The sequence below is a fragment of the Prescottella agglutinans genome (genome assembly GCF_004011865.1).
GTDB classification, from domain to species: Bacteria; Actinomycetota; Actinomycetes; order Mycobacteriales; family Mycobacteriaceae; genus Prescottella; species Prescottella agglutinans.
This window is the reverse complement of sequence record NZ_RKLP01000013.1, coordinates 124,630-142,289: the sequence shown is the minus strand read 5'-3', so window position 1 is coordinate 142,289 and position 17,660 is coordinate 124,630. Positions and strand designations below refer to the sequence as shown.

General features: G+C 69.2%; 19 protein-coding genes. 10 read left to right on the top strand and 9 right to left on the bottom strand.

Annotated elements, in window-relative coordinates:
* Positions 1-20 precede the first annotated feature (20 nt).
* From EGT67_RS22605 to EGT67_RS22590, 4 genes are all read left to right on the top strand, one after another.
* Positions 21-1,505: a flavin-containing monooxygenase gene (locus tag EGT67_RS22605; RefSeq protein ID WP_241566193.1), complete on the top strand. Its 1,485-nt coding sequence runs from the start codon at positions 21-23 to the stop codon at positions 1,503-1,505.
* 62 nt (positions 1,506-1,567) lie between these two features.
* A complete protein-coding gene (gene aztD, locus EGT67_RS22600; RefSeq protein ID WP_127918334.1) occupies positions 1,568-2,830 on the top strand; it encodes a zinc metallochaperone AztD in 1,263 nt (420 codons plus the stop codon).
* A gap of 186 nt (positions 2,831-3,016) precedes the next feature.
* Positions 3,017-3,496, top strand: a complete 480-nt coding sequence (locus EGT67_RS22595) for an alpha-isopropylmalate synthase regulatory domain-containing protein (protein ID WP_127918333.1) — start codon at positions 3,017-3,019, stop codon at positions 3,494-3,496.
* A 16-nt stretch (positions 3,497-3,512) separates the two neighbouring features.
* Positions 3,513-4,133 (top strand): lipocalin family protein, encoded by a 621-nt coding sequence (locus tag EGT67_RS22590; protein WP_127918332.1) that lies wholly within the window; start codon positions 3,513-3,515, stop codon positions 4,131-4,133.
* 40 nt (positions 4,134-4,173) lie between these two features.
* Here the strand turns inward: EGT67_RS22590 and EGT67_RS22585 are convergent, their stop codons facing one another.
* Positions 4,174-4,674, bottom strand: a complete 501-nt coding sequence (locus EGT67_RS22585) for a hypothetical protein (RefSeq protein ID WP_127918331.1) — start codon at positions 4,672-4,674, stop codon at positions 4,174-4,176.
* Positions 4,675-4,771: 97 nt separating this feature from the next.
* A complete protein-coding gene (locus EGT67_RS22580) occupies positions 4,772-6,331 on the bottom strand; it encodes an SDR family oxidoreductase (protein WP_421958156.1) in 1,560 nt (519 codons plus the stop codon).
* Between EGT67_RS22580 and EGT67_RS22575 the strand changes: the two genes are divergently transcribed.
* Positions 6,305-6,958: an alpha/beta hydrolase family protein gene (locus EGT67_RS22575; protein WP_127918329.1), complete on the top strand. Its 654-nt coding sequence runs from the start codon at positions 6,305-6,307 to the stop codon at positions 6,956-6,958. The genes EGT67_RS22580 and EGT67_RS22575 overlap by 27 nt on opposite strands.
* On the opposite strand, the gene EGT67_RS22570 is transcribed toward EGT67_RS22575, so the two are convergent.
* Both EGT67_RS22570 and EGT67_RS22565 read right to left on the bottom strand, forming a co-directional pair.
* Positions 6,948-8,414: a DUF4185 domain-containing protein gene (locus tag EGT67_RS22570; RefSeq protein WP_127918328.1), complete on the bottom strand. Its 1,467-nt coding sequence runs from the start codon at positions 8,412-8,414 to the stop codon at positions 6,948-6,950. The two genes, EGT67_RS22575 and EGT67_RS22570, sit on opposite strands and share 11 nt — an antisense overlap.
* A 111-nt stretch (positions 8,415-8,525) precedes the next feature.
* Complete coding sequence (locus EGT67_RS22565; RefSeq protein WP_127918327.1) at positions 8,526-9,359, bottom strand: mycofactocin-coupled SDR family oxidoreductase; 834 nt, start codon at positions 9,357-9,359, stop codon at positions 8,526-8,528.
* Positions 9,360-9,544: 185 nt separating this feature from the next.
* Here EGT67_RS22565 and EGT67_RS22560 point away from each other — a divergent pair, with 185 nt between their 5' ends.
* Positions 9,545-10,663 carry a baeRF11 domain-containing protein gene (locus EGT67_RS22560; RefSeq protein ID WP_127918326.1) on the top strand — a complete coding sequence of 373 codons (1,119 nt, stop codon included), beginning with the start codon at positions 9,545-9,547 and terminating at the stop codon, positions 10,661-10,663.
* A gap of 12 nt (positions 10,664-10,675) precedes the next feature.
* Here the strand turns inward: EGT67_RS22560 and EGT67_RS22555 are convergent, their stop codons facing one another.
* Positions 10,676-11,419, bottom strand: a complete 744-nt coding sequence (locus EGT67_RS22555; RefSeq protein WP_241566192.1) for a Clp protease N-terminal domain-containing protein — start codon at positions 11,417-11,419, stop codon at positions 10,676-10,678.
* A 123-nt stretch (positions 11,420-11,542) separates the two neighbouring features.
* Here EGT67_RS22555 and EGT67_RS22550 point away from each other — a divergent pair, with 123 nt between their 5' ends.
* Positions 11,543-12,397: an LLM class flavin-dependent oxidoreductase gene (locus EGT67_RS22550; RefSeq protein WP_127918325.1), complete on the top strand. Its 855-nt coding sequence runs from the start codon at positions 11,543-11,545 to the stop codon at positions 12,395-12,397.
* Positions 12,398-12,432: 35 nt separating this feature from the next.
* On the opposite strand, the gene EGT67_RS22545 is transcribed toward EGT67_RS22550, so the two are convergent.
* The 4 genes from EGT67_RS22545 to EGT67_RS22530 are packed head-to-tail and all read right to left on the bottom strand — an operon-like array spanning position 12,433 to position 16,042.
* A complete protein-coding gene (locus EGT67_RS22545) occupies positions 12,433-13,419 on the bottom strand; it encodes a glycine betaine ABC transporter substrate-binding protein (RefSeq protein WP_127918324.1) in 987 nt (328 codons plus the stop codon).
* 1 nt (position 13,420) lies between these two features.
* Positions 13,421-14,182, bottom strand: a complete 762-nt coding sequence (locus tag EGT67_RS22540; protein WP_127918323.1) for an ABC transporter permease — start codon at positions 14,180-14,182, stop codon at positions 13,421-13,423.
* Positions 14,179-15,393, bottom strand: a complete 1,215-nt coding sequence (locus tag EGT67_RS22535; RefSeq protein WP_127918322.1) for an ABC transporter ATP-binding protein — start codon at positions 15,391-15,393, stop codon at positions 14,179-14,181. Before EGT67_RS22535 ends, EGT67_RS22540 begins: the two co-directional genes overlap by 4 nt.
* Positions 15,386-16,042 (bottom strand): ABC transporter permease, encoded by a 657-nt coding sequence (locus EGT67_RS22530; protein WP_127918321.1) that lies wholly within the window; start codon positions 16,040-16,042, stop codon positions 15,386-15,388. The genes EGT67_RS22535 and EGT67_RS22530 overlap by 8 nt, the downstream gene beginning before the upstream one ends.
* Positions 16,043-16,299: 257 nt before the next feature.
* On the opposite strand from EGT67_RS22530, the gene EGT67_RS22525 reads away from it, so the two are divergent.
* From EGT67_RS22525 to EGT67_RS22515, 3 genes are read left to right on the top strand one after another with little or no spacing between them, the layout of a single operon-like run.
* Positions 16,300-16,767: an SRPBCC family protein gene (locus EGT67_RS22525; RefSeq protein WP_127918320.1), complete on the top strand. Its 468-nt coding sequence runs from the start codon at positions 16,300-16,302 to the stop codon at positions 16,765-16,767.
* Complete coding sequence (locus EGT67_RS22520) at positions 16,764-17,102, top strand: ArsR/SmtB family transcription factor (protein ID WP_127918319.1); 339 nt, start codon at positions 16,764-16,766, stop codon at positions 17,100-17,102. The genes EGT67_RS22525 and EGT67_RS22520 overlap by 4 nt, the downstream gene beginning before the upstream one ends.
* Before the next feature lie 11 nt (positions 17,103-17,113).
* Positions 17,114-17,569, top strand: coding sequence for an SRPBCC family protein (locus EGT67_RS22515; protein ID WP_241566191.1), 456 nt, complete (start codon positions 17,114-17,116; stop codon positions 17,567-17,569).
* Positions 17,570-17,660 lie beyond the last annotated feature (91 nt).

The window sequence follows — 17,660 nt, the reverse complement described above, 5'->3', positions numbered from 1 at the left end:
ATCTCGAGGCAGGAAGCAGTGTGTCCCAGCAGGCGTCACAGCAGCAGGTACGTCACACCCGGGTGCTCGTAGTGGGCGCCGGATTCGCCGGACTCGGGATGGCCCTGGAACTGACCCGCCGCGGCGAGCACGACTTCCTGATCCTCGAGAAGGCCGACGCCGTCGGCGGCACGTGGCGGCAGAACACCTACCCGGGCTGCGAGTGCGATGTCCCGTCGGTGCTGTACTCGTACTCCTTTGCCCCCAAACGGGATTGGTCCAGTTCGCACGCTGCACAGCCGGAGATCCTGGACTACCTGTCCGAGCTCACGCAGAACCACGGCCTCGACGACCGCATCGAGTTCGGCACCGAGGTGGCCGGCGCGCGCTGGAACGAGACCGATTGCCGCTGGCACGTTTTCGACCGGTCCGGACGCGAGTTCGTGGCGCGGTACCTCGTGATCGCGTCGGGCGCGCTGAACGTGCCGCGCCTGCCCCGCATCCCGGGCGCCGAGACGTTCGCCGGGCAGGCCGTGCACTCGGCGGCGTGGCCCGACGACGCGAATCTCGCCGGCAAGCGGGTGGCGGTGATCGGCACCGGCGCCAGCGGGGTGCAGGTGGTGCCCCGGATCGCCCGCGAGGCCGCGAGCCTGCACGTGTTCCAGCGGACCCCCGCCTGGGTGCTGCCGCGCCGACGGTTCCGGGCGGCGATGGCCGTCAGCCGTCGGAGCACGCTGGCCCGCAAGGCCTTCCGCGCCGCCACCTACTGGGGCGCGGAAACGCTCGCGATCGGGCTCGGCCGCAGCCCCCGACTGCTCGGCGTCACCGAGGCGCGCGCCCGCCGGCACCTGCGCCGCCAGGTGCCCGACGCCGACCTGCGCGCGGACCTCACCCCGGACTACCGGATCGGCTGCAAGCGCATCCTGCGGTCCAACGACTTCTACCCGGCACTCGGCCGCGAGAACACGACACTCGTCACCGACGCGATCACCGAGATCCGCCCCGACGGCATCGTCACCGCCGACGGCACCCACCGCGCAGTCGACGTCATCGTCCACGCGACCGGCTTCCGGGTCGCCGGCGCACTGAACCGCATGCACCTGGTCGGGCGGGACGGGGTGAGCCTGCTCGAGCGCTGGCAGCGCGGCGGCGTGAACACCCATCTGGGCATCACGGTCTCCGGGCTGCCCAACGCGTTCTTCCTCTCCGGCCCCAACACCGGGCTGGGACACAACTCGGTGATCGTCATGATCGAGGCGCAGATCGCGTACGCGCTCGACGCGATGCGCCTGGCCGACACCAGCGGCGCGGACGCCCTCGACGTCCGCGCCGACGCCCAGGAGGCGTTCGGCTCGATCCTGCGGGAACGGCTCTCGCGCGGCGTGTGGAGCACGGGCGGGTGCAGCAGTTGGTATCTGGACAGGTCCGGGTCGAACCACGCGCTCTGGCCCGGCTCGTCCTGGGGGTACCGCCGACGCACCCGGCGCGTCGACGCCGACGACTTCGAACTGCTGCATGCCGCGTGACATGCACGAATGCATATTTCAGCCTTTGACAATCATTTTCATTAGGCGATAGACCTTGCGGCATGATCCGCATCGATCCCACTCCCCGGCGACTCACCCTCGCCGCGTCCGTCGCGACGTGCGCGGCCCTGCTCGCCGGATGCTCGGCCACCGACGACGGCACGACCACCGAGATCGCGGCCGCCGCGTCGGGACCGCAGTCCACCTCGGCCAAGCCGTTCCAAGCCCGGTCCGCGACCCCACGCCTGGCCCTCACCTACGACGGCGGCATCCTCGTGCTCGACGCCGAAACCCTCTCGGTGGTGGGCGAATCCGAGCTGGGCGGCTTCAACCGCATCAATCCGGCGGGCGACGAGCGGCACGTCGTCGTCACGACCGAGGACGGCTTCCGGGTGCTCGACACCGGCACCTGGTCCGAGGCGCACGGCGACCACGCCCACCACTACGTCACCGCCCCGAGCCTCACCGACGTCACGTTCGAGGCCGACAAGCCCGGACACGTCGTCCACCACGCGGGACGCACCGTGCTGTTCGACGACGGCACCGGCCGCGCCGAGTCGTTCGACACCGCCGCCCTCGCCGACGGCAAGCCGGAGACGGCGACGTTCACGACCCCGGTCGCGCACCACGGCGTCGCGGTGGAACTGGCCGACGGCCGCCTGATCACCACGATCGGCGACGCGAAGACCCGCACCGGCATCGTCGTCCACGACGCGGCCCGCACCGAGATCGCCCGCAGCGAGCAGTGCCCGGGCGTGCACGGGGAGGCGGTCGCCGCCGACGAGACGGTGGTCTTCGGCTGCCAGGACGGGCTGCTGATCTACCGCGACGGCGCGATCACCAAGGTGACCAGCCCCGACCCGTACGGGCGGATCGGCAACCAGGCCGGCTCGGAGTCGTCCGCCGTTGTCCTGGGCGACTACAAGAGCGACCCGGACGCCGAACTCGAGCGTCCGCAGCGCGTGTCCCTCACCGACACGGCGACCGGGGAACTGCGCCTGGTCGACCTCGGGACCAGCTACACGTTCCGGTCGCTCGGCCGCGGACCGTTCGGTGAAGCACTGGTCCTCGGCACCGACGGCGCGCTGCACGTGATCGACCCGGCGACCGGCGCGGTGGTGCGCCGTGTGCCCGTCATCGACCCGTGGACCGAACCCGAGAAGTGGCAGTCGCCGCGGCCGGCGCTGTTCGTGCAGGGGTTCACGGCGTACGTGACCGATCCCGCCACCAATCGGATCCACGCCGTCGACGTCGAGAAGGGCGAGGTCACGGCCACTGCCGAGCTGCCGCACACACCGGACGAGATCACCGGGGTCCGCGGCTGAGGGTTGCGGGTGCCCCCAGCCGGAGGTTGCGTGTACCGAGGAGTCGCGCCTAGACTCCTCGGTCATGCAGCGCATCGAGGTAGTAGTTCACCGCCGTAGCGGGGTCTGAATCGGACCGACCCCTCGCTGCGGGTCGTTGAGCTATTCACCGTCGGTCCTTCCTTCACTTCAGGAAGACCTCGAACAATGCGCACCTCCCAGGCTCTCGCCACCACCACCGCTTCGTTCTCCGACGATCCGTTCTCCCGCCGTTTCGGCTCCCAGCTGCCGCGCGACATGCGTGCACAGGCCCAGGGCCTGAACTGGACCGAGTTCACCCAGCGCTTCGGCCCCACCGGCGGCCCCGTCCGGCTCGGCAGCTGGGAGTCGGCCGGCCACGGCGCCGGACGCACCACCTACACCGCGACGCTCGGCCTCGGCGACACCATCACCTCGGCGTCCGCCACCGCGACCGGCCCGATCGCCGCGCTCACGTCGATGCTGTACGACGCCGGCTTCCAGATCGAGATCCTCTCGTTCCACCAGCAGCGCACGTCGGCCGGCACCGCCACGTTCGTCCTGTGCGACCACGACGGCGAGCGTCGCTGGGCGATGGCCATCGGCGACGATTGCATCTCGTCGTCGCTGAACGCGATCATTGCAGGAGCGAACCTGCTGCACCGCTGAGAACGGGAGGGTCGTCATGCCGGCCACCAGGATGCTCACGGCCGTACTGATCGCCGCGATGACGGCGGCGACCCTGGCCACTGCGACACCCTCCTCGGCGCAGCCGACCGGCTCCGCGGACCGGTGGCAGCCACTGCCACCGGTCCCGTCGCTGGACGTCGCCCGGTACGCCGGCACGTGGCACCAACTGGCGGCCGTCCCCCAGCCCTTCAACCTGAACTGTGCCCGCGACACGCGCGCCACGTACGCGGTGCTCGACGCGTCGAACATCAGCGTCGACAACACGTGCACCACGTGGACGGGCGCCGCCGACGGCATCACGGGCAACGCGCGCGTCAACGACCCCACGACGAACGCTCAACTGCACGTGAGCTTTCCGTCGGCGCCGATGCAGGACTCTCCCGACGGGCCCACCAACTACGTCGTCACGTACATCGCCGACGACTACTCGTGGGCCCTGGTCGGGGATCCGGCCCGGATCTCCGGGTTCGTGCTGTCCCGCACCCCGGCCGTGACCGCGGACCGGTGGCGGGAGATCCGCGGCGTCGTCGAGGCGCGCGGTTACAACGCGTGCCTGCTGCTGACCTCGCCCACCACGGGCGGACGCTCCGACATCGCCCCGCTCTGCACGGTCTGATCGGGCGCAGGGGTTTGGTCGCGCCGAAGGAACTCGGAGCCTAGGGAACCTCGAGCACCCCGAACCCGGCATGGAGCTGCACCTGCGGCCAGAGGTCGCTCTGCGGTGGATGGACCGAGCCGGAGACGTCCGCGGACGCGACGACCGTGCCGCTTCCGGTGGCCGCCATCGCGGGCACGTACCGGCACAGCTCGTCGGGCGTGGGACGTCGACCGGACCCGTCGGCCGTCAGTGCACGAAGAACGGTGTCGCCGGTAGCACCCGTCGCCAGGTTCCGCCACGCGATCGACACATCGATGCAATCGAGCGTGGAGTAGGTGGTGACTACCGTCGCCGACGGCGCCGCCGCGAAGGTCACCACCCCCGGTGCCACCGCCGTCGACGACGGCGTCACCGCCGCGATCTTGTTCGGCACCCAGCAGATGAAACCCACGGTGCTGCAGGCCGATACGAACGTCACCGGAACCTGGAACGGCACGGGCGGAACCGGGGCCGCGGTCGCCACACCGGACGAGCCGAGCGGAATCGCCAAGGAGGCCATCACTATCGCGGAACGGACGAACGGGCGACAAGCGGCGGAACAGCGCATGGCAGCACCTCCGACGAGGCAGACTTCCGGAGTCCGGGCGAGTGCCAGCCTACGCGTCGGGATGCGGCCGGGTGCCGGGTTTCGCCGCCGCGTACTCACGCGCCGCCGCCCCGGTGATGTTGGTGAGCATGCCCTTGAAGATGATCCCGTGGAACGGCAGGATCGAATACCAGTAGAGCCGCCCGGCAAGACCTTTCGGGAAGAAGATCGCGCGCTGGTCCAGCCGCGAGCGGTACGGCCCGTACGCGCTCACCCGCCATTCGAGCCACGCCCCGCCGGGCGTGCGCATCTCGGCCCGCAGCCGCAGCAACGAGCCGCGGTCGATCCACTCCACCCGCCAGAAGTCCAGCGGGTCGCCGGTGTTGAGCCGGCGAGCGTCCCGCCGACCGCGGGTGAGCCCGACACCGCCGACGATCCGGTCGAGCCACCCGCGAATCGCCCACGCGAGCGGGAAGGAATACCAACCGTTCTCGCCGCCGATGCTCTCGACGACCCGCCACAGCGTGTCGGCATCCGCGTCGCAGCCGGCGCTGCGCTCGTCGGTGTAGACCACTTCGCCCGCCCAGTCCGGGTCGGACGGCAGCGGGTCCGACGGTGCACCGACGGGTGACGCGTTGGCCCAGTTGGTCTCCACCTCGCCGTCCCGGATGCGCCGCAGCGCGAGTCGCACCGCCTGCAGATACGGCGTGAGACCCTCCGGTGGCGGCGGGATGACGTCGTCGATGTCGTGGTCGGCCGCCACGGCGTCGTCGTGCAGGGACTCGATGAGCGCCCGCCCCAGCGCGCTCGGGATGGGGGTGACCAGCCCGATCCACAGGCCCGCGAGACGCGGCGTGAGCACCGGCAGCACCAGCACCCGCCGGCGGCGCAACCCCGCGACCTCGGCGTACTCCTTCATCATGTCGCCGTAGGTGAGGACGTCGGGGCCGCCGATGTCGTAGGCGCGGCTGCGCGGCAGCGGCGCGTCGGCCGCCCGCACCAGGTAGTACAGGACGTCGCGCACCGCGATCGGCTGGATCCGGTTGTTCACCCATCTCGGGGTGGTCATCACCGGCAGCCGATTGGCCAGGTGCCGGATCATCTCGAACGACGCCGACCCCGACCCGATCACCACCCCCGCCTGCAACACCATCGTCGGCACGCCGGACTCGGTCAGGATGCGGCCGACCTGCGCGCGGGACCGCATGTGCGGGGACAGTTCGGTGTTCTCCGGATGCAGGCCGCCGAGGTAGACGAATCGGCCCACACCGGTCTCGCAGGCGGCGGCCGCCATGTTCGACGCCTCCACCCGCTCGGTCTCCACGAACTCCCGCGCCCCGCCCATCGAGTGCACCAGGTAGTAAACGACGTCGATCCCGGCGGTCGCGGCGCGGAGGGAGTCCGGGTCGCCCAGATCACCGCGGACGACCTCGACCTGATGCGCCCACGGGATGTCGCGCAGTTTGTCGGGAGAGCGCACCAGGACACGCACGTCGTGCCCGGCCGCGAGCAGGCGCGGGGCGAGACGGCCACCGATGTACCCGGTGGCCCCGGTGACCAGCACCCGCAGCCGCTGCACCACCCCACGGTAACCTCGATGTTCATGAGTGCGCTTGGCGAACCGTTCCATCTCGACGACGAAGGCGTGCAGGGCTACCTGCACCGACCCGACGCGGATCCGGTCGGAAAGCTGGTTCTGGCGCACGGTGCCGGCGGCGACTGTGACGCAAAGTTGTTGCAGGCCATGGCGTCCGGCTTCGCCGAGCGCGGACTGCTGGTGCTGCGCTACAACCTGCCGTTCCGGCAGCGACGCGCGTCCGGTCCGCCGAACCAGGCCCACGCCGGGGAGGACCGGGACGGCATCGTCGCCGCCGCCGACGCGATCCGCGGCCTGGCCGACGGCCCGATGATCCTCGCCGGTCACTCGTACGGTGGACGTCAGTCGACGATGCTGGCCGCCGAACGCCCCGACGTCGCGGACGGTCTGGTGCTGCTGTCGTATCCGCTGCACTCCCCGGGCAAACCGGAGAAGCAGCGCACCGAGCACCTGCCACAACTGCGGACGCCGTCGCTGTTCGTCCACGGAGACCGGGACCCGTTCGGCACGCCCGACGAGATGGTCGCCGCGCTCGACCTGATTCCGGCCGAGCACCGGTTGATCCTGATCGAGGGCGGCCGCCACGGCCTCGACCCGGACCGTGCCGACGTCGTCGCGCGGACCGTCGAGACGGCGGCCGACCTGTTCGCTATTCGTTGATCCGGGCGCGCACCAGGAAGACGTTGTAGTCCGACCATGTCGAGATCGTGAAGTACAGGTCGTTGCCGCGCGACCACGGATGGATGAAGCCGCCGTACAGTTCCGGGTAGTCCAGCACCGACACCATCGGTGCGCCGTCCGACCACTCGCCCTGCGGCGAATCCGCCTCGCGCAGAACGATTGCCGTCTTCGCGGTGTCGAGGTACGACATCTGCCACTTGCCGGTGGACTCGTCGTAGCGCACCGACAGTTCCGCGACCGGGCCGTGCACGATCGGCGTCGCTGCGGTGTACCCGCCGACGGGCGTCCAGTTACCGTTGCTCCAGTACTGGTACGCCGACTTGTTCAGGACCTGGTCCTTGGGCACCCGCGCCAGGCCCACCGCCGCGAGTCGGGTGTTGGGGGTGCCGAACATGTACACGTAGTCCCCGGCCGGCACCATCGCCGCCACCTGGAAGTTGGTGACACCGAAGATGTTGTCCCACTTGGCGTACGGATCCTTCACCCACGTGGAGCCGCCGTCGTCGGAGTAGGCGATGCCGCCGTGGTTGGTCCACCACGTGCCGGGGATGCTGTTCCACGTGCGGATCGACATGTAGCTCATGTACTGCCGGTCGCCGATGGCGAACCCCGACGTGGGGATGGTGGTGATCTCGACGTTGTCCATCTTGCGGCTGCTGAGCAGTTCGGCGGCGTGGCACCGGCTGTCCTGCACCATCGAGTCGAAGCTCATCCCGTCCGACAGGTCCCGGTCGGTGCTGAAGGCGAGGACGTTGCTGCGCCAGTCGTCGCCCTGGCCGCCCGGCGGGTGGAACCCCTTGCCGATGGTGTCGCCGAACGCGATCGCGACCTGGCCGGGCGCGCTCTCCCACATGATCCCCAGGTCGGTGCCCTGCACCTGCCAGCGCTTGTCCGTCCGGTTGACCGAGCCCGCGCCGGTCAGCTTGGCGACCCGGTCGACGGCGCCGATCCGCGGGGTCGGCGGGGCCGGCGTGCGCGGGGCCGGTTCGACGGCCGGATCCGCCGGCGCGGGCGGCGCCGGGAGCGGGCCGGGGTCCGGCCCCGGGATCGGGATGCCGAGGTGGAACGGCGCCGGCTTCAGTCCGATCTGCGGGATCCCGAGGTCGGTCGACAGCGACGACGGCGGCGGCGCCTCGTCCGTTAGGTCCGGGCACGGGTCCGCGCAGGGATCGGCCGGCAGCGGTTCGGACGCGATCCGCGTCGTCGGCGGTTCCGGTGCGGGGTAGGGCACCGGCGTGATCACCGGATACGGGACGGGGACTTCGACGCGTTCGGGGATGATCGACTCGAGATCGTGGGACAACTCGGACGCGCACGGCCCACTGCCCGGCGCGCCGGTCGGCAGCGGCTCGGCCGGCGCCGGCCCCGCGGTGCCCGCCACCATCGCGGATCCGAGCAGCGCGACCGCCGCCATCGCCGTCAGCCTGGTCGACATGGATCCCCCGATCCGCTCGCATCGTCCGCCGGGCGCGAACCCGCCTGTGTCCGACCGGAACATAACACCAAGATCATCGGGTGCGGGAGCGGCGGCGGCGCGGGGCCGGGGTCAGGGCATGAGCGCGGAACTGCCGGCGCCGATGTCCATCGATGTCCCGGTGACGTAGCGCGCCCGCTCCGACACCAGATAGAGGACCGCGGCGGAGACATCTTCCGGCTCGATCCACGGCACCCGCATCGGGGTGATGGACGCGTACCGCGACGCGACGGTCTCCTTGGTCGGGTTCTCGATGTCCGGAGCGAACAACCCGTAGAAGGCCTCGTTGTGGACCATCGGGGTGTCGACCGAGCCCGGGCACACCGCGTTGACGGTGATCCCGGACCGGGCCAGTTCGAGGGCGAGGGACTTCACCAACCCGATCACGCCCCACTTGGCGGCCACGTAGTGCGACAGGTTCGGGGTGCCGATGTGTCCGCCCATCGACGACGTCGCGACGATGCGTCCGTATCCCTGTTCGATCATGTGCGGCGCGACCGCGCGCAGGGTCTTGAAGACACCGGTCAGGTTGGTGTCGACGACCGTGTCCCACATCTCGTCGGTGAGCTCCCACGTCTTCGCGAACGCACACACCCCGGCGTTCGCGACACAGATGTCGATCTTGCCCAGCTCCGCGATCGCCGCCGCGACGGCCGCGTCCACCGCGGCCCCGTCGCGGACATCCACCACCGAGGTCCGGCACCGGACGCCGAGCGCCTCGACCATCCGGCGGGTCTCGTCGAGTTCGTCGACGGTCGCCAACGGGTACGGCACGGTCGCCACGTCGGCGCAGATGTCGATGCCGAAGATGTCGGCGCCCTCGGCGGCGAGGGCGAGCGCGTGCGCCCGACCCTGCCCGCGCGCCGCACCGGTCACGAATGCCGTCCTGCCTTCGAGCTGCCCCATATTGCCTCCAAGTCTCAACTGCCCCAGATCATTACCGATCGAAAGCGGCTGCGGGCCAGGACCTCTTCCATTGAGCGGGCAGAAGAGCGCGACGCGCCGAGGCGACCGGGGCCGGGAACAAACCCCTGCCGGGACGTCGCAGTCCTGGGTACGCTGAAAACGACCAACTACCGGGAGGTCGAGGAATGCTCTACAGCGATATTCCGAGTCATGCCGAGGTTCGACGGCTCGCCGGGGTGGAGGGCCAGACCTGTATCTCGATCTACACGCCCACCGAGGACGACATCCAGGATCCGGGAAAGAGCCGGATCGAATTCACGAACCAGGTCAAGTCCGCGCTCGAACAGGTCGACGACCACAAGGAACGAGTGGCGTTCGAGCAAGCGTTCGACGACCTGATCGACGACGAGGCGTTCTGGCGGTACCAGGCGCGTACCCTCGTCGTCCTCGCCACCCCGGACCGGCTACGGCGCTACCGGCTACCCAATCGACTCGGATCGACCGTCATCGTCAGCGACCGCCTCTACATCAAGCCGCTGTTGCGGACGGTGACCTTCCCGCAGACCGCGTACGTGCTGGCCCTGGCCGAGGGCTCCGTGCGGATGATCGAGGTCACGGCCGATCAGCCGCCGACGAAGATCGACGTCCCCGGCCTGCCCACGGATGCCGCCAGCTACGCGGGGGTGTCCTCGCTCGGGCGCACCGCCCCGGGCCGCGTGCACGGTCGGGTGCAGGGCGACGAGGGCCGCAAACTGCGCGTCCACGAGTACGTGCGCGCGATCGACCACGCGCTGCGGAGCGTGCTGACGGGCCGGGACATCCCCCTGATCCTGGCGGCCGCGGAACCGACCGCCTCGCAGTACCGCTCGGTGAACAACTACCACAAGCTGCTCGACGAGGGGATTCCCGGCAATCCGGAGGAGATGACCGACGGTCAGATCGCGGAGGTCAGCCGGAAGGTGCTCGACAGCTACTACGCCCAGCAACTCGCCGACACCCGCAAGCAGTTCGACGATCTTCGGTCCAAGGGACGGGCGCAGGTCGAGATCTCCGACGTGGCCCGGTCTGCGACGTTCGGGCGGATCGAGACGCTGATGGTCGACATCGAAGGCATCGTGCCCGGCACGATCGACCCCGACAGCGGAACGGTCACGCTGGCCGAACTCGACGGCAACCACTCGTACGGTGTGGTGGACGAGATCGCCCGGCGGGCGCTGCTGACCGGAGCGCGGGTCCTCGCACTCCGGTCCGGCGACGTACCGGACGAGGTACCCGCCGCAGCGATCCTGCGGTTCGCCGAATAGCCTTCGGGGAAACTACTTTTCTTGCTGCTGGGCGTCGAGGATCAGGGCCAGGGCCTCTTCGACGAAGGTGTCGACGGCGGCCTTCTCGACGCCCAGTTCGGCAAGGACACCCGCCCGGTCCTCGAGTTCGAGGAGCGCGAGGAGGATGTGCTCGGTGCCGACGTAGTTGTGTCCCAGCCGCAGCGCCTCCCGGAACGTGAGTTCGAGTGCCTTGCGGGCGCCGGCGTCGAACGGAATGAGATCGGGCACCTCGTCCACGCGAGGCGGCAGTACGGCGGTGGCGGCCGCGCGGATCGACTGGGAATCGATACCCTGCGCAGCAAGCGCTTTCACCGCGAACGACTCCGGCTCCGACAGGAGTCCCAGCACCACGTGCTCCGGCGTGATCTGGTCGTTCCCCGCCGCCCGCGCCTCTTTCTGCGCCGCCACCACGACCTTGCGGGCACGCGGGGTGAATCGACTGAACCCCTGGCTCGCATCCAGATCGGACGGTTCCCCGGGCCCCTTGGGCACGAAGCGCTTCTGGGCGGCCTGCTTCGTCACGCCCATGCTGCGCCCGATGTCGGTCCAGGAGGCGCCCGAGCGTCGGGCCTGATCCACGAAGTGGCCGATGAGGTGGTCGGCCACTTCGTCGAGATGTTCCGCGGCGAGGACCGCGTCGGTCAACTGTTCGAGGGCATCGGTGTGCACCTTCTTGATGGCTTCGATGAGATCGTCGAGCCGCACGGGGTTCGACATGCGCGTCGGATCGGTCATGCGACAACCGTAGGTTGACGCACGCCGAACGTCAACCCCAGGTTGTCGATTCTTTCGGTACCCGAGCCGACGACGGGGCACCTATCGTGGGGAGACCGATCGTCACCGACGAAGGAGTCCGCAATGCCCGACTACGGCAACGAGATCCGATTCGGTTGGTTCTTGATCCCGGACGCGCACATGCCCGAGGCCGCGCTCGACACCGCCGCAGTCCTCGACCGGGCGGGCTTCGATCTCGTCGGCGTCCAGGACCACCCGTACCAGCGGGGATTCCTCGATGCCTGGACCCTGCTGTCCGCGATCGCCTCGCGCACCGAGCAACTGTCCGTGTTCCCCGATGTCGCGAGCCTCCCCCTGCGCCCGCCGGCGGTGCTCGCGAAGGCGGCAGCCAGCCTCGATCTCCTGTCCGACGGTCGGGTCGAGCTGGGTCTGGGTGCCGGCGCGTTCTGGGATGCGATCGCCGCGATGGGCGGCCCGCGCCGCACCCCCGGCGAGTCCGTACAGGCGCTGAGGGAAGCCGTCTCGGTGATCCGGCTGATGTGGAGTGGCGAGCGTTCGATCCGGTTCGACGGCGACTTCTACTCCGTGAACGGGGTACACCCGGGACCCGCTCCCGCCCACCCGATCGGGGTCTGGATCGGCGGTTACAAACCCCGCATGCTCCGACTGGTCGGCGAGATCGGCGACGGCTGGCTGCCGTCACTCGGCTACATCGACGACGACGGAATCGCCACGGCGAGCGCGACTATCGACGCCGCCGCCAGTGCGGCGGGCCGGGACCCGGCGAGCATCCGACGGGTCCTCAACGTCGGCGGCGACATCCCCCTCGAGGACCTCCCGAGGCGCCTGGCCTCGCTCGCACTCGACCACGGCATCGACACGTTCGTCCTGAGCGGGCACCCCACCGAGGAGTCGTTGACCTACCTGGCGCAGGAGGTGTTCCCGCGGGTGCGTGACGGCGTCGCCGCCGGACGCTGAGGACATCGACCGCCTGACGGGACTCCTCCGAGACCTCACGGCTCGGCGGTGACGAACCCCTGATCGACCAGCCACTGGCGTGCGACCGCCGCGGGATCCTTGCCGTCCACGTCCACCTGACGGTTCAGTTCGGTGATCGCCTCGTTGGTCAGAACCGCCGAGATCGGTGCCATGACCTCCGCGACCTGCGGATGGTCCTGCGCGAAGTCCTCACGCATCGTCAAGGCCGGGTTGTACTTCGGGAAGAACTGCCGGTCGTCCTCGAGCACCACCAGGTCCAGCGCCGCGATCCGGCCGTCGGTGGTGAACACCTCACCGAACTTGCACTGGCCGCCGTCGGCCGTGGCCTGATAGATGATGCCGGTCTGCAGGATTCGGCGTTCGACGCGGGCCGGGTCGAACCCGTAGGCCACGGCCATGCCGGGGAACCCGTCCTGCCGGACGTTGAACTCGGTCTCGACGCACGTCACCGCGGCCCCGGGATCGCGTTGCACCAACGCGGCGTAGTCCGAGAGGGTGCGCACCCCGGTCTCCGCCGCGGTCTTCTGGCTGGTCGCCAGCGCGTACGTGTTGTTCATCGGCGCCGGATCGGTCCACACCATGCCGTTGCGTTCGAGATCCTCGTCGCGGACCGCCTCGAACTGCGCGCGCGAATCCGGGATCGGGTGCTCGTGGCCCAGGTAGTTGATCCAGCCCGTACCGGTGTACTCGTAGCTCACGTCGATCTGCCCGGCCAACTGTGCGTCGCGAGTGCTGTTGGAACCCTGGATGTTGGTGAGGTCCCGGACGTCGGCACCGGCGGCGGACAGGGCGAACTCGATGATGTAGCCGAGGATGACCTGCTCGGTGAAGTCCTTGGAGCCGACCGTGATCCGCGCCCCCTCGAGCTCGGAAACGGGCTGAATGCTGCCGGGACCGACCTTCAGCGGCACGGCGCCACCGGATTCGAGTCCGCACGACGCGAGCAGCGCGCTCGCGAGCACCACCGCCGTCCCGGCCAGGACTCGTCGCATCACCTTCATGTCAGCGCAGTCCCTTCGGCCCGAGGTACGTCTCGGCGAGCGCGCCCAGCCAGTCGACGAGCAGCGCGAGCGCCACCGCCAGGACGGCGCCGACGATGAGGGTCACGTTGTCGCGCAGCTTGTATCCGGTGTCGATGAGGATGCCGAGTCCGCCCGCACTGACCAGGAAGCAGAGCGTCGCGGTGCCGACGGCGAGCACCAGCGAGGTGCGCAGTCCCGCCAGGATGTACGGAACGGCGAGCGGGAACTCGACCCGGCGCAGGACCGTCAGCGCCGACATCCCCTGTCCGCGACCGGCGTCGACCAGCGCGGGATCGACCTCCTGGTAGCCCAGGATCGTGTTCCGTAGCACCGGCAGCAGCGAGTAGAACGCGATCGGCAGGACGCCGATCCAGAATCCCGTCGTCCGTGTCGCCAGGTAGAACAACACCAGCAGGCCGATCGCCGGCGCCGCCGCGCCGACGTTCGCGATGCCGACGAAAAACGGTGCCAGAAAGGTGAATCCGGGCCGGGTCAGCAACGTGCCCAGTGGCACGGCGAGCACGAGCACGATCAGCACCACGACGACCGTGATGAGCACGTGCTGCCACGTCAGCGTCGCGATGTTGCCGACACTGATGCTCGCCTTCTGGGTCGCGGTGAGGTCCCGGGTGAACGCCCAGCCCAGCACACCCCCGACCAGCAGGAGCACCAGCAACGGCTGCACCAGTAGCCGCAGGCGTTCCGCCCGCCGCTCCGCCTGCTGCCCGGTCGGTGTCGTCATTTCGACGGTTCCTCGGTGACCTGCCCCGGCGGGGTGTCGGCGGCGTGATCGTCCGCGTGTTCCTCACGGACCTCCTGCAGCGTGTGGACCAGCGTGTCGATCGTGACCAGTCCGACGTACCCGCCGCGTCGGTCCGTCACGGCGGCCGACGCGCTGGCCTGCACCAGCAGCGCCTCGAGCGCGTCCTGCAGTGTCGAACTCACCGAGACGTTCTCGCCGACCGGATCGCCGATGTCCTCGAGTGATCCGGCAGACGCCAGATGCTCGGGCGACACCCACCGCAGCGGCCGGTCGCGGTGGTCGAGGATCAAGCCCCAGTGGGCGTCCTGTTCGGTGAGTTCGCGGCGCAGATCGGCGACCGAGCCGTCGCGGCGAGCGGTGGGACACTGCGCCAACTCGATGTCACTCACCCGGGCCAGGGTGAGCTGCTTCAGCGATGCATCCGCACCGATGAATCCGGCGACCATGTCGTTGGCGGGATTCGCCAGGATCGCCTCCGGGGTGTCGTACTGCATGATGTGGGACTGACTGCCCAGCACCGCGATCCGGTCGCCGAGCTTGACGGCCTCGTTGAAGTCGTGGGTGACGAACACGATGGTCTTGCCGAGTTCGGACTGCAACCGCATCAGCTCGTCCTGCAACAACCCGCGGGTGATGGGGTCGACCGCCCCGAACGGCTCGTCCATGAGCAGCACCGGCGGGTCCGCGGCGAGCGCTCGGGCGACACCGACGCGCTGCTGCTGGCCGCCCGACAACTGCCGCGGATAGCGGTCGCGATAGGTGTCCGGGTCCAGCCCGACCAGGTCGAGCATCTCGTCGACCCGCTCGGTGGTGCGCTTCTTGTCCCAGCCGACCAGACCGGGCACCGTCGCGACGTTCTTCGCGACCGTGAGGTGCGGGAACAACCCGGCCTGCTGGATCGAGTAGCCGATGCCGCGGCGCAGACGGTCCGCGTCGATCGAGTGGGTGTCCCGTCCGGCGATCGTGATCTTGCCCGACGTCGGCTCGATGAGCCGGTTGATCATCCGCATCGTGGTGGTCTTGCCGCACCCCGACGGCCCCACGAACACGACGGTCTCGCCGGCGGGAATGGTCATCGACACGTGGTCGACGGCCGGGTCGTCCTGTCCGGCGTACTGCTTGACGACGTCGTCGAGCACGATCTCGACTCCGGTGCCGGTGCGTTCTTCGGCGGGTAGAAGGTCAGTCACGAAGCCCCCTCGAGGTGGTGAGGCGCCCGAGCAGGACGAGCAGGCCGTCGAGGACGAGCGCCAGGATGACGATGAGAACGGTGCCGGTGAGGGCCTGCGGAACGGCGGTGGGACTGCCGACGCGGGACAGCCCCGAGAAGATGAGGTTGCCCAGGCCGGGCCCCTTCGCATACGCGGCGATCGCGAGGATGCCCATCAGCATCTGCGTGCTGATCCGGATCCCGGCGAGGATCGACGGCCAGGCGAGCGGCAACTCGATGCGGCCGAGCACGCGGAGACGGTTCATCCCGACGCCCCGGGCGGCATCGGTGATCGCCGGATCCACCGAGGCCAGCCCGATGATCGTGTTCCGGATGATCGGCAGCAGGCCGTACAGCACCAGGGCGGTCACGGTGGGTGCGACGCCGAGGCCGAGGATCGGGATGAGCAGGCCCAGTAGGGCGAACGACGGCAGCGTGAGGATCGTGCTCGCGAGACCCGTCGCGACGGCCGATCCGATGGGGCTGCGGTACACCGCGATCCCGATCAGGACCGCGATGACGCCGGCGATGATCACCGACTGCACGACCGCGCTGACATGCAGATACGAGTCCGTGAGCAGCTGCTGCCGCCGCTCGGACACGAAATCCCACAAGGTCTGGAAGTCCAATCCAGCCCCTCCCTTCAGCCGCGTCAGACCCCCACGAACAGGGCGTCCGCTCACTGCGGACAGGCCTTCACAGGGCAGCGCGGCGCTGCGCTCGCTGTCCACATTGCCCGGGATCGGACCGTTCTGCACGGGAACTGCGAATCGGATGAGGCGTGGGCGGCGATCCAGCCATCACAAAAGCGCAACGTTTGGTTGCGCATACGGCTCCCCTCGGATAGCGTCATACGCAACCAAGAGTTGCGAAATATGGAGCCGACGTGGAATACGGACGAATCGAGCGCTCGCTGTACATCGAAGCCACACCGGACGTGGTTTACGAAGTCATCAGCAGTCCCGAGCACCTGCAGGAGTGGTGGCCCGACGAGGTCGTCGACCTGGAACCGGTCCCCGGCTCCGTCGGCGAACTCGTGTGGGGCGACAGGACCTCGCCCGATGGGCACGTCGCCCGGATCACGGTGGTCGACGCTCAGCCACCCCGATTGTTCGCCTTCCGCTGGGCTCACCTGACCGACGAAGCCGCGGTCCCCGACAACTCCCTGTTGGTGACGTTCGAGCTCACCCCTTCGGGAGAGGGCACGACGGTCCGGATGACGGAAACCGGGTTCCGCGAGATGGGTTGGGAGATCGCCGTTCTCGAGGAACAGTTCAACTCGCACATCGAGGGGTGGCACCGGTATCTACCGCGACTCGTCGAGTACGCCGGCCGACTGGGTGCGAGCCGATGAACTCCGGAGTCGACGACGACCTCTGGTCCGCGATCGGGGACCCGACACGGCGACGAATGCTCGACCTGCTGCTGGCCGACGGCGAGGGGACGGCGACCACCCTCAGCGAGCAGCTACCCGTGACCCGTCAAGCTGTCGCGAAGCACCTCGGCGTTCTCGACCGCGTCGGCCTGGTGCATGCGACGCCCGTGGGCCGCGAGAGGCTCTACCGGGTCGACGATGAACAACTCGCCCGCGCCGTGGCACAACTCAATTCGGTGGGGTCGACGTGGGACGCCAGGCTCCAGCGCATCAAGCGGATCGCAGAAGCAATCCAACGCAACAGTCAGACGTGAGAGAAGAGAGGGTGGAAATCGAGATGGTCGACATTCTGCACAGGGTCGGAATCGAGTCGTCTTCCGTCGACGACGTCTACGCGGCGTTGACGACGGTCGACGGTCTCGCAGGCTGGTGGGCCAGCGACACGGACGGCGACCCGAACGTCGGGGGAACACTCCGGTTCCGCTTCGGGGAAGGCGGATTCGATATGAAGGTGACCGAGCTCCAGCCCGCGAAACGAGTGGCGTGGGAGGTGACCGACGGCCCCGCGGAATGGGTCGGCACCCGGGTGGTGTGGGATCTCCGACGCGACGGCGACTACACGGTCGTCCTCTTCGCGCACGAGGGATGGAAGGAACCCGTGGAGTTCATGCACCACTGCAGCACCAAATGGGCGCTCTTCCTGATGAGCCTGAAATCGATGATCGAAACCGGCACGGGCGCACCGGATCCCCGAGACGTCAAGATCGACGACTGGAACTAGGGCGTGCCCCCAGGGGTCGGTAGGACCGAGGCCGGTGGAAGGCCCATCCGCTCACCGCGGACGGGCCTTCCACCGGCCGCACGGCACTGCG

Coding starts and splice junctions, on each gene's coding strand:
- EGT67_RS22545 (WP_127918324.1), bottom strand. CDS start 13,419: ATGAAGGTGATGCGACGAGTCCTGGCCGGGACGGCGGTGGTGCTCGCG.
- EGT67_RS22540 (WP_127918323.1), bottom strand. CDS start 14,182: ATGACGACACCGACCGGGCAGCAGGCGGAGCGGCGGGCGGAACGCCTG.
- EGT67_RS22590 (WP_127918332.1), top strand. CDS start 3,513: ATGCCGGCCACCAGGATGCTCACGGCCGTACTGATCGCCGCGATGACG.
- EGT67_RS22575 (WP_127918329.1), top strand. CDS start 6,305: ATGAGTGCGCTTGGCGAACCGTTCCATCTCGACGACGAAGGCGTGCAG.
- EGT67_RS22580 (WP_421958156.1), bottom strand. CDS start 6,331: ATGGAACGGTTCGCCAAGCGCACTCATGAACATCGAGGTTACCGTGGG.
- EGT67_RS22570 (WP_127918328.1), bottom strand. CDS start 8,414: ATGTCGACCAGGCTGACGGCGATGGCGGCGGTCGCGCTGCTCGGATCC.
- EGT67_RS22550 (WP_127918325.1), top strand. CDS start 11,543: ATGCCCGACTACGGCAACGAGATCCGATTCGGTTGGTTCTTGATCCCG.
- EGT67_RS22520 (WP_127918319.1), top strand. CDS start 16,764: ATGAACTCCGGAGTCGACGACGACCTCTGGTCCGCGATCGGGGACCCG.
- EGT67_RS22585 (WP_127918331.1), bottom strand. CDS start 4,674: ATGGCCTCCTTGGCGATTCCGCTCGGCTCGTCCGGTGTGGCGACCGCG.
- EGT67_RS22555 (WP_241566192.1), bottom strand. CDS start 11,419: ATGACCGATCCGACGCGCATGTCGAACCCCGTGCGGCTCGACGATCTC.
- EGT67_RS22560 (WP_127918326.1), top strand. CDS start 9,545: ATGCTCTACAGCGATATTCCGAGTCATGCCGAGGTTCGACGGCTCGCC.
- EGT67_RS22595 (WP_127918333.1), top strand. CDS start 3,017: ATGCGCACCTCCCAGGCTCTCGCCACCACCACCGCTTCGTTCTCCGAC.
- EGT67_RS22565 (WP_127918327.1), bottom strand. CDS start 9,359: ATGGGGCAGCTCGAAGGCAGGACGGCATTCGTGACCGGTGCGGCGCGC.
- aztD (WP_127918334.1), top strand. CDS start 1,568: ATGATCCGCATCGATCCCACTCCCCGGCGACTCACCCTCGCCGCGTCC.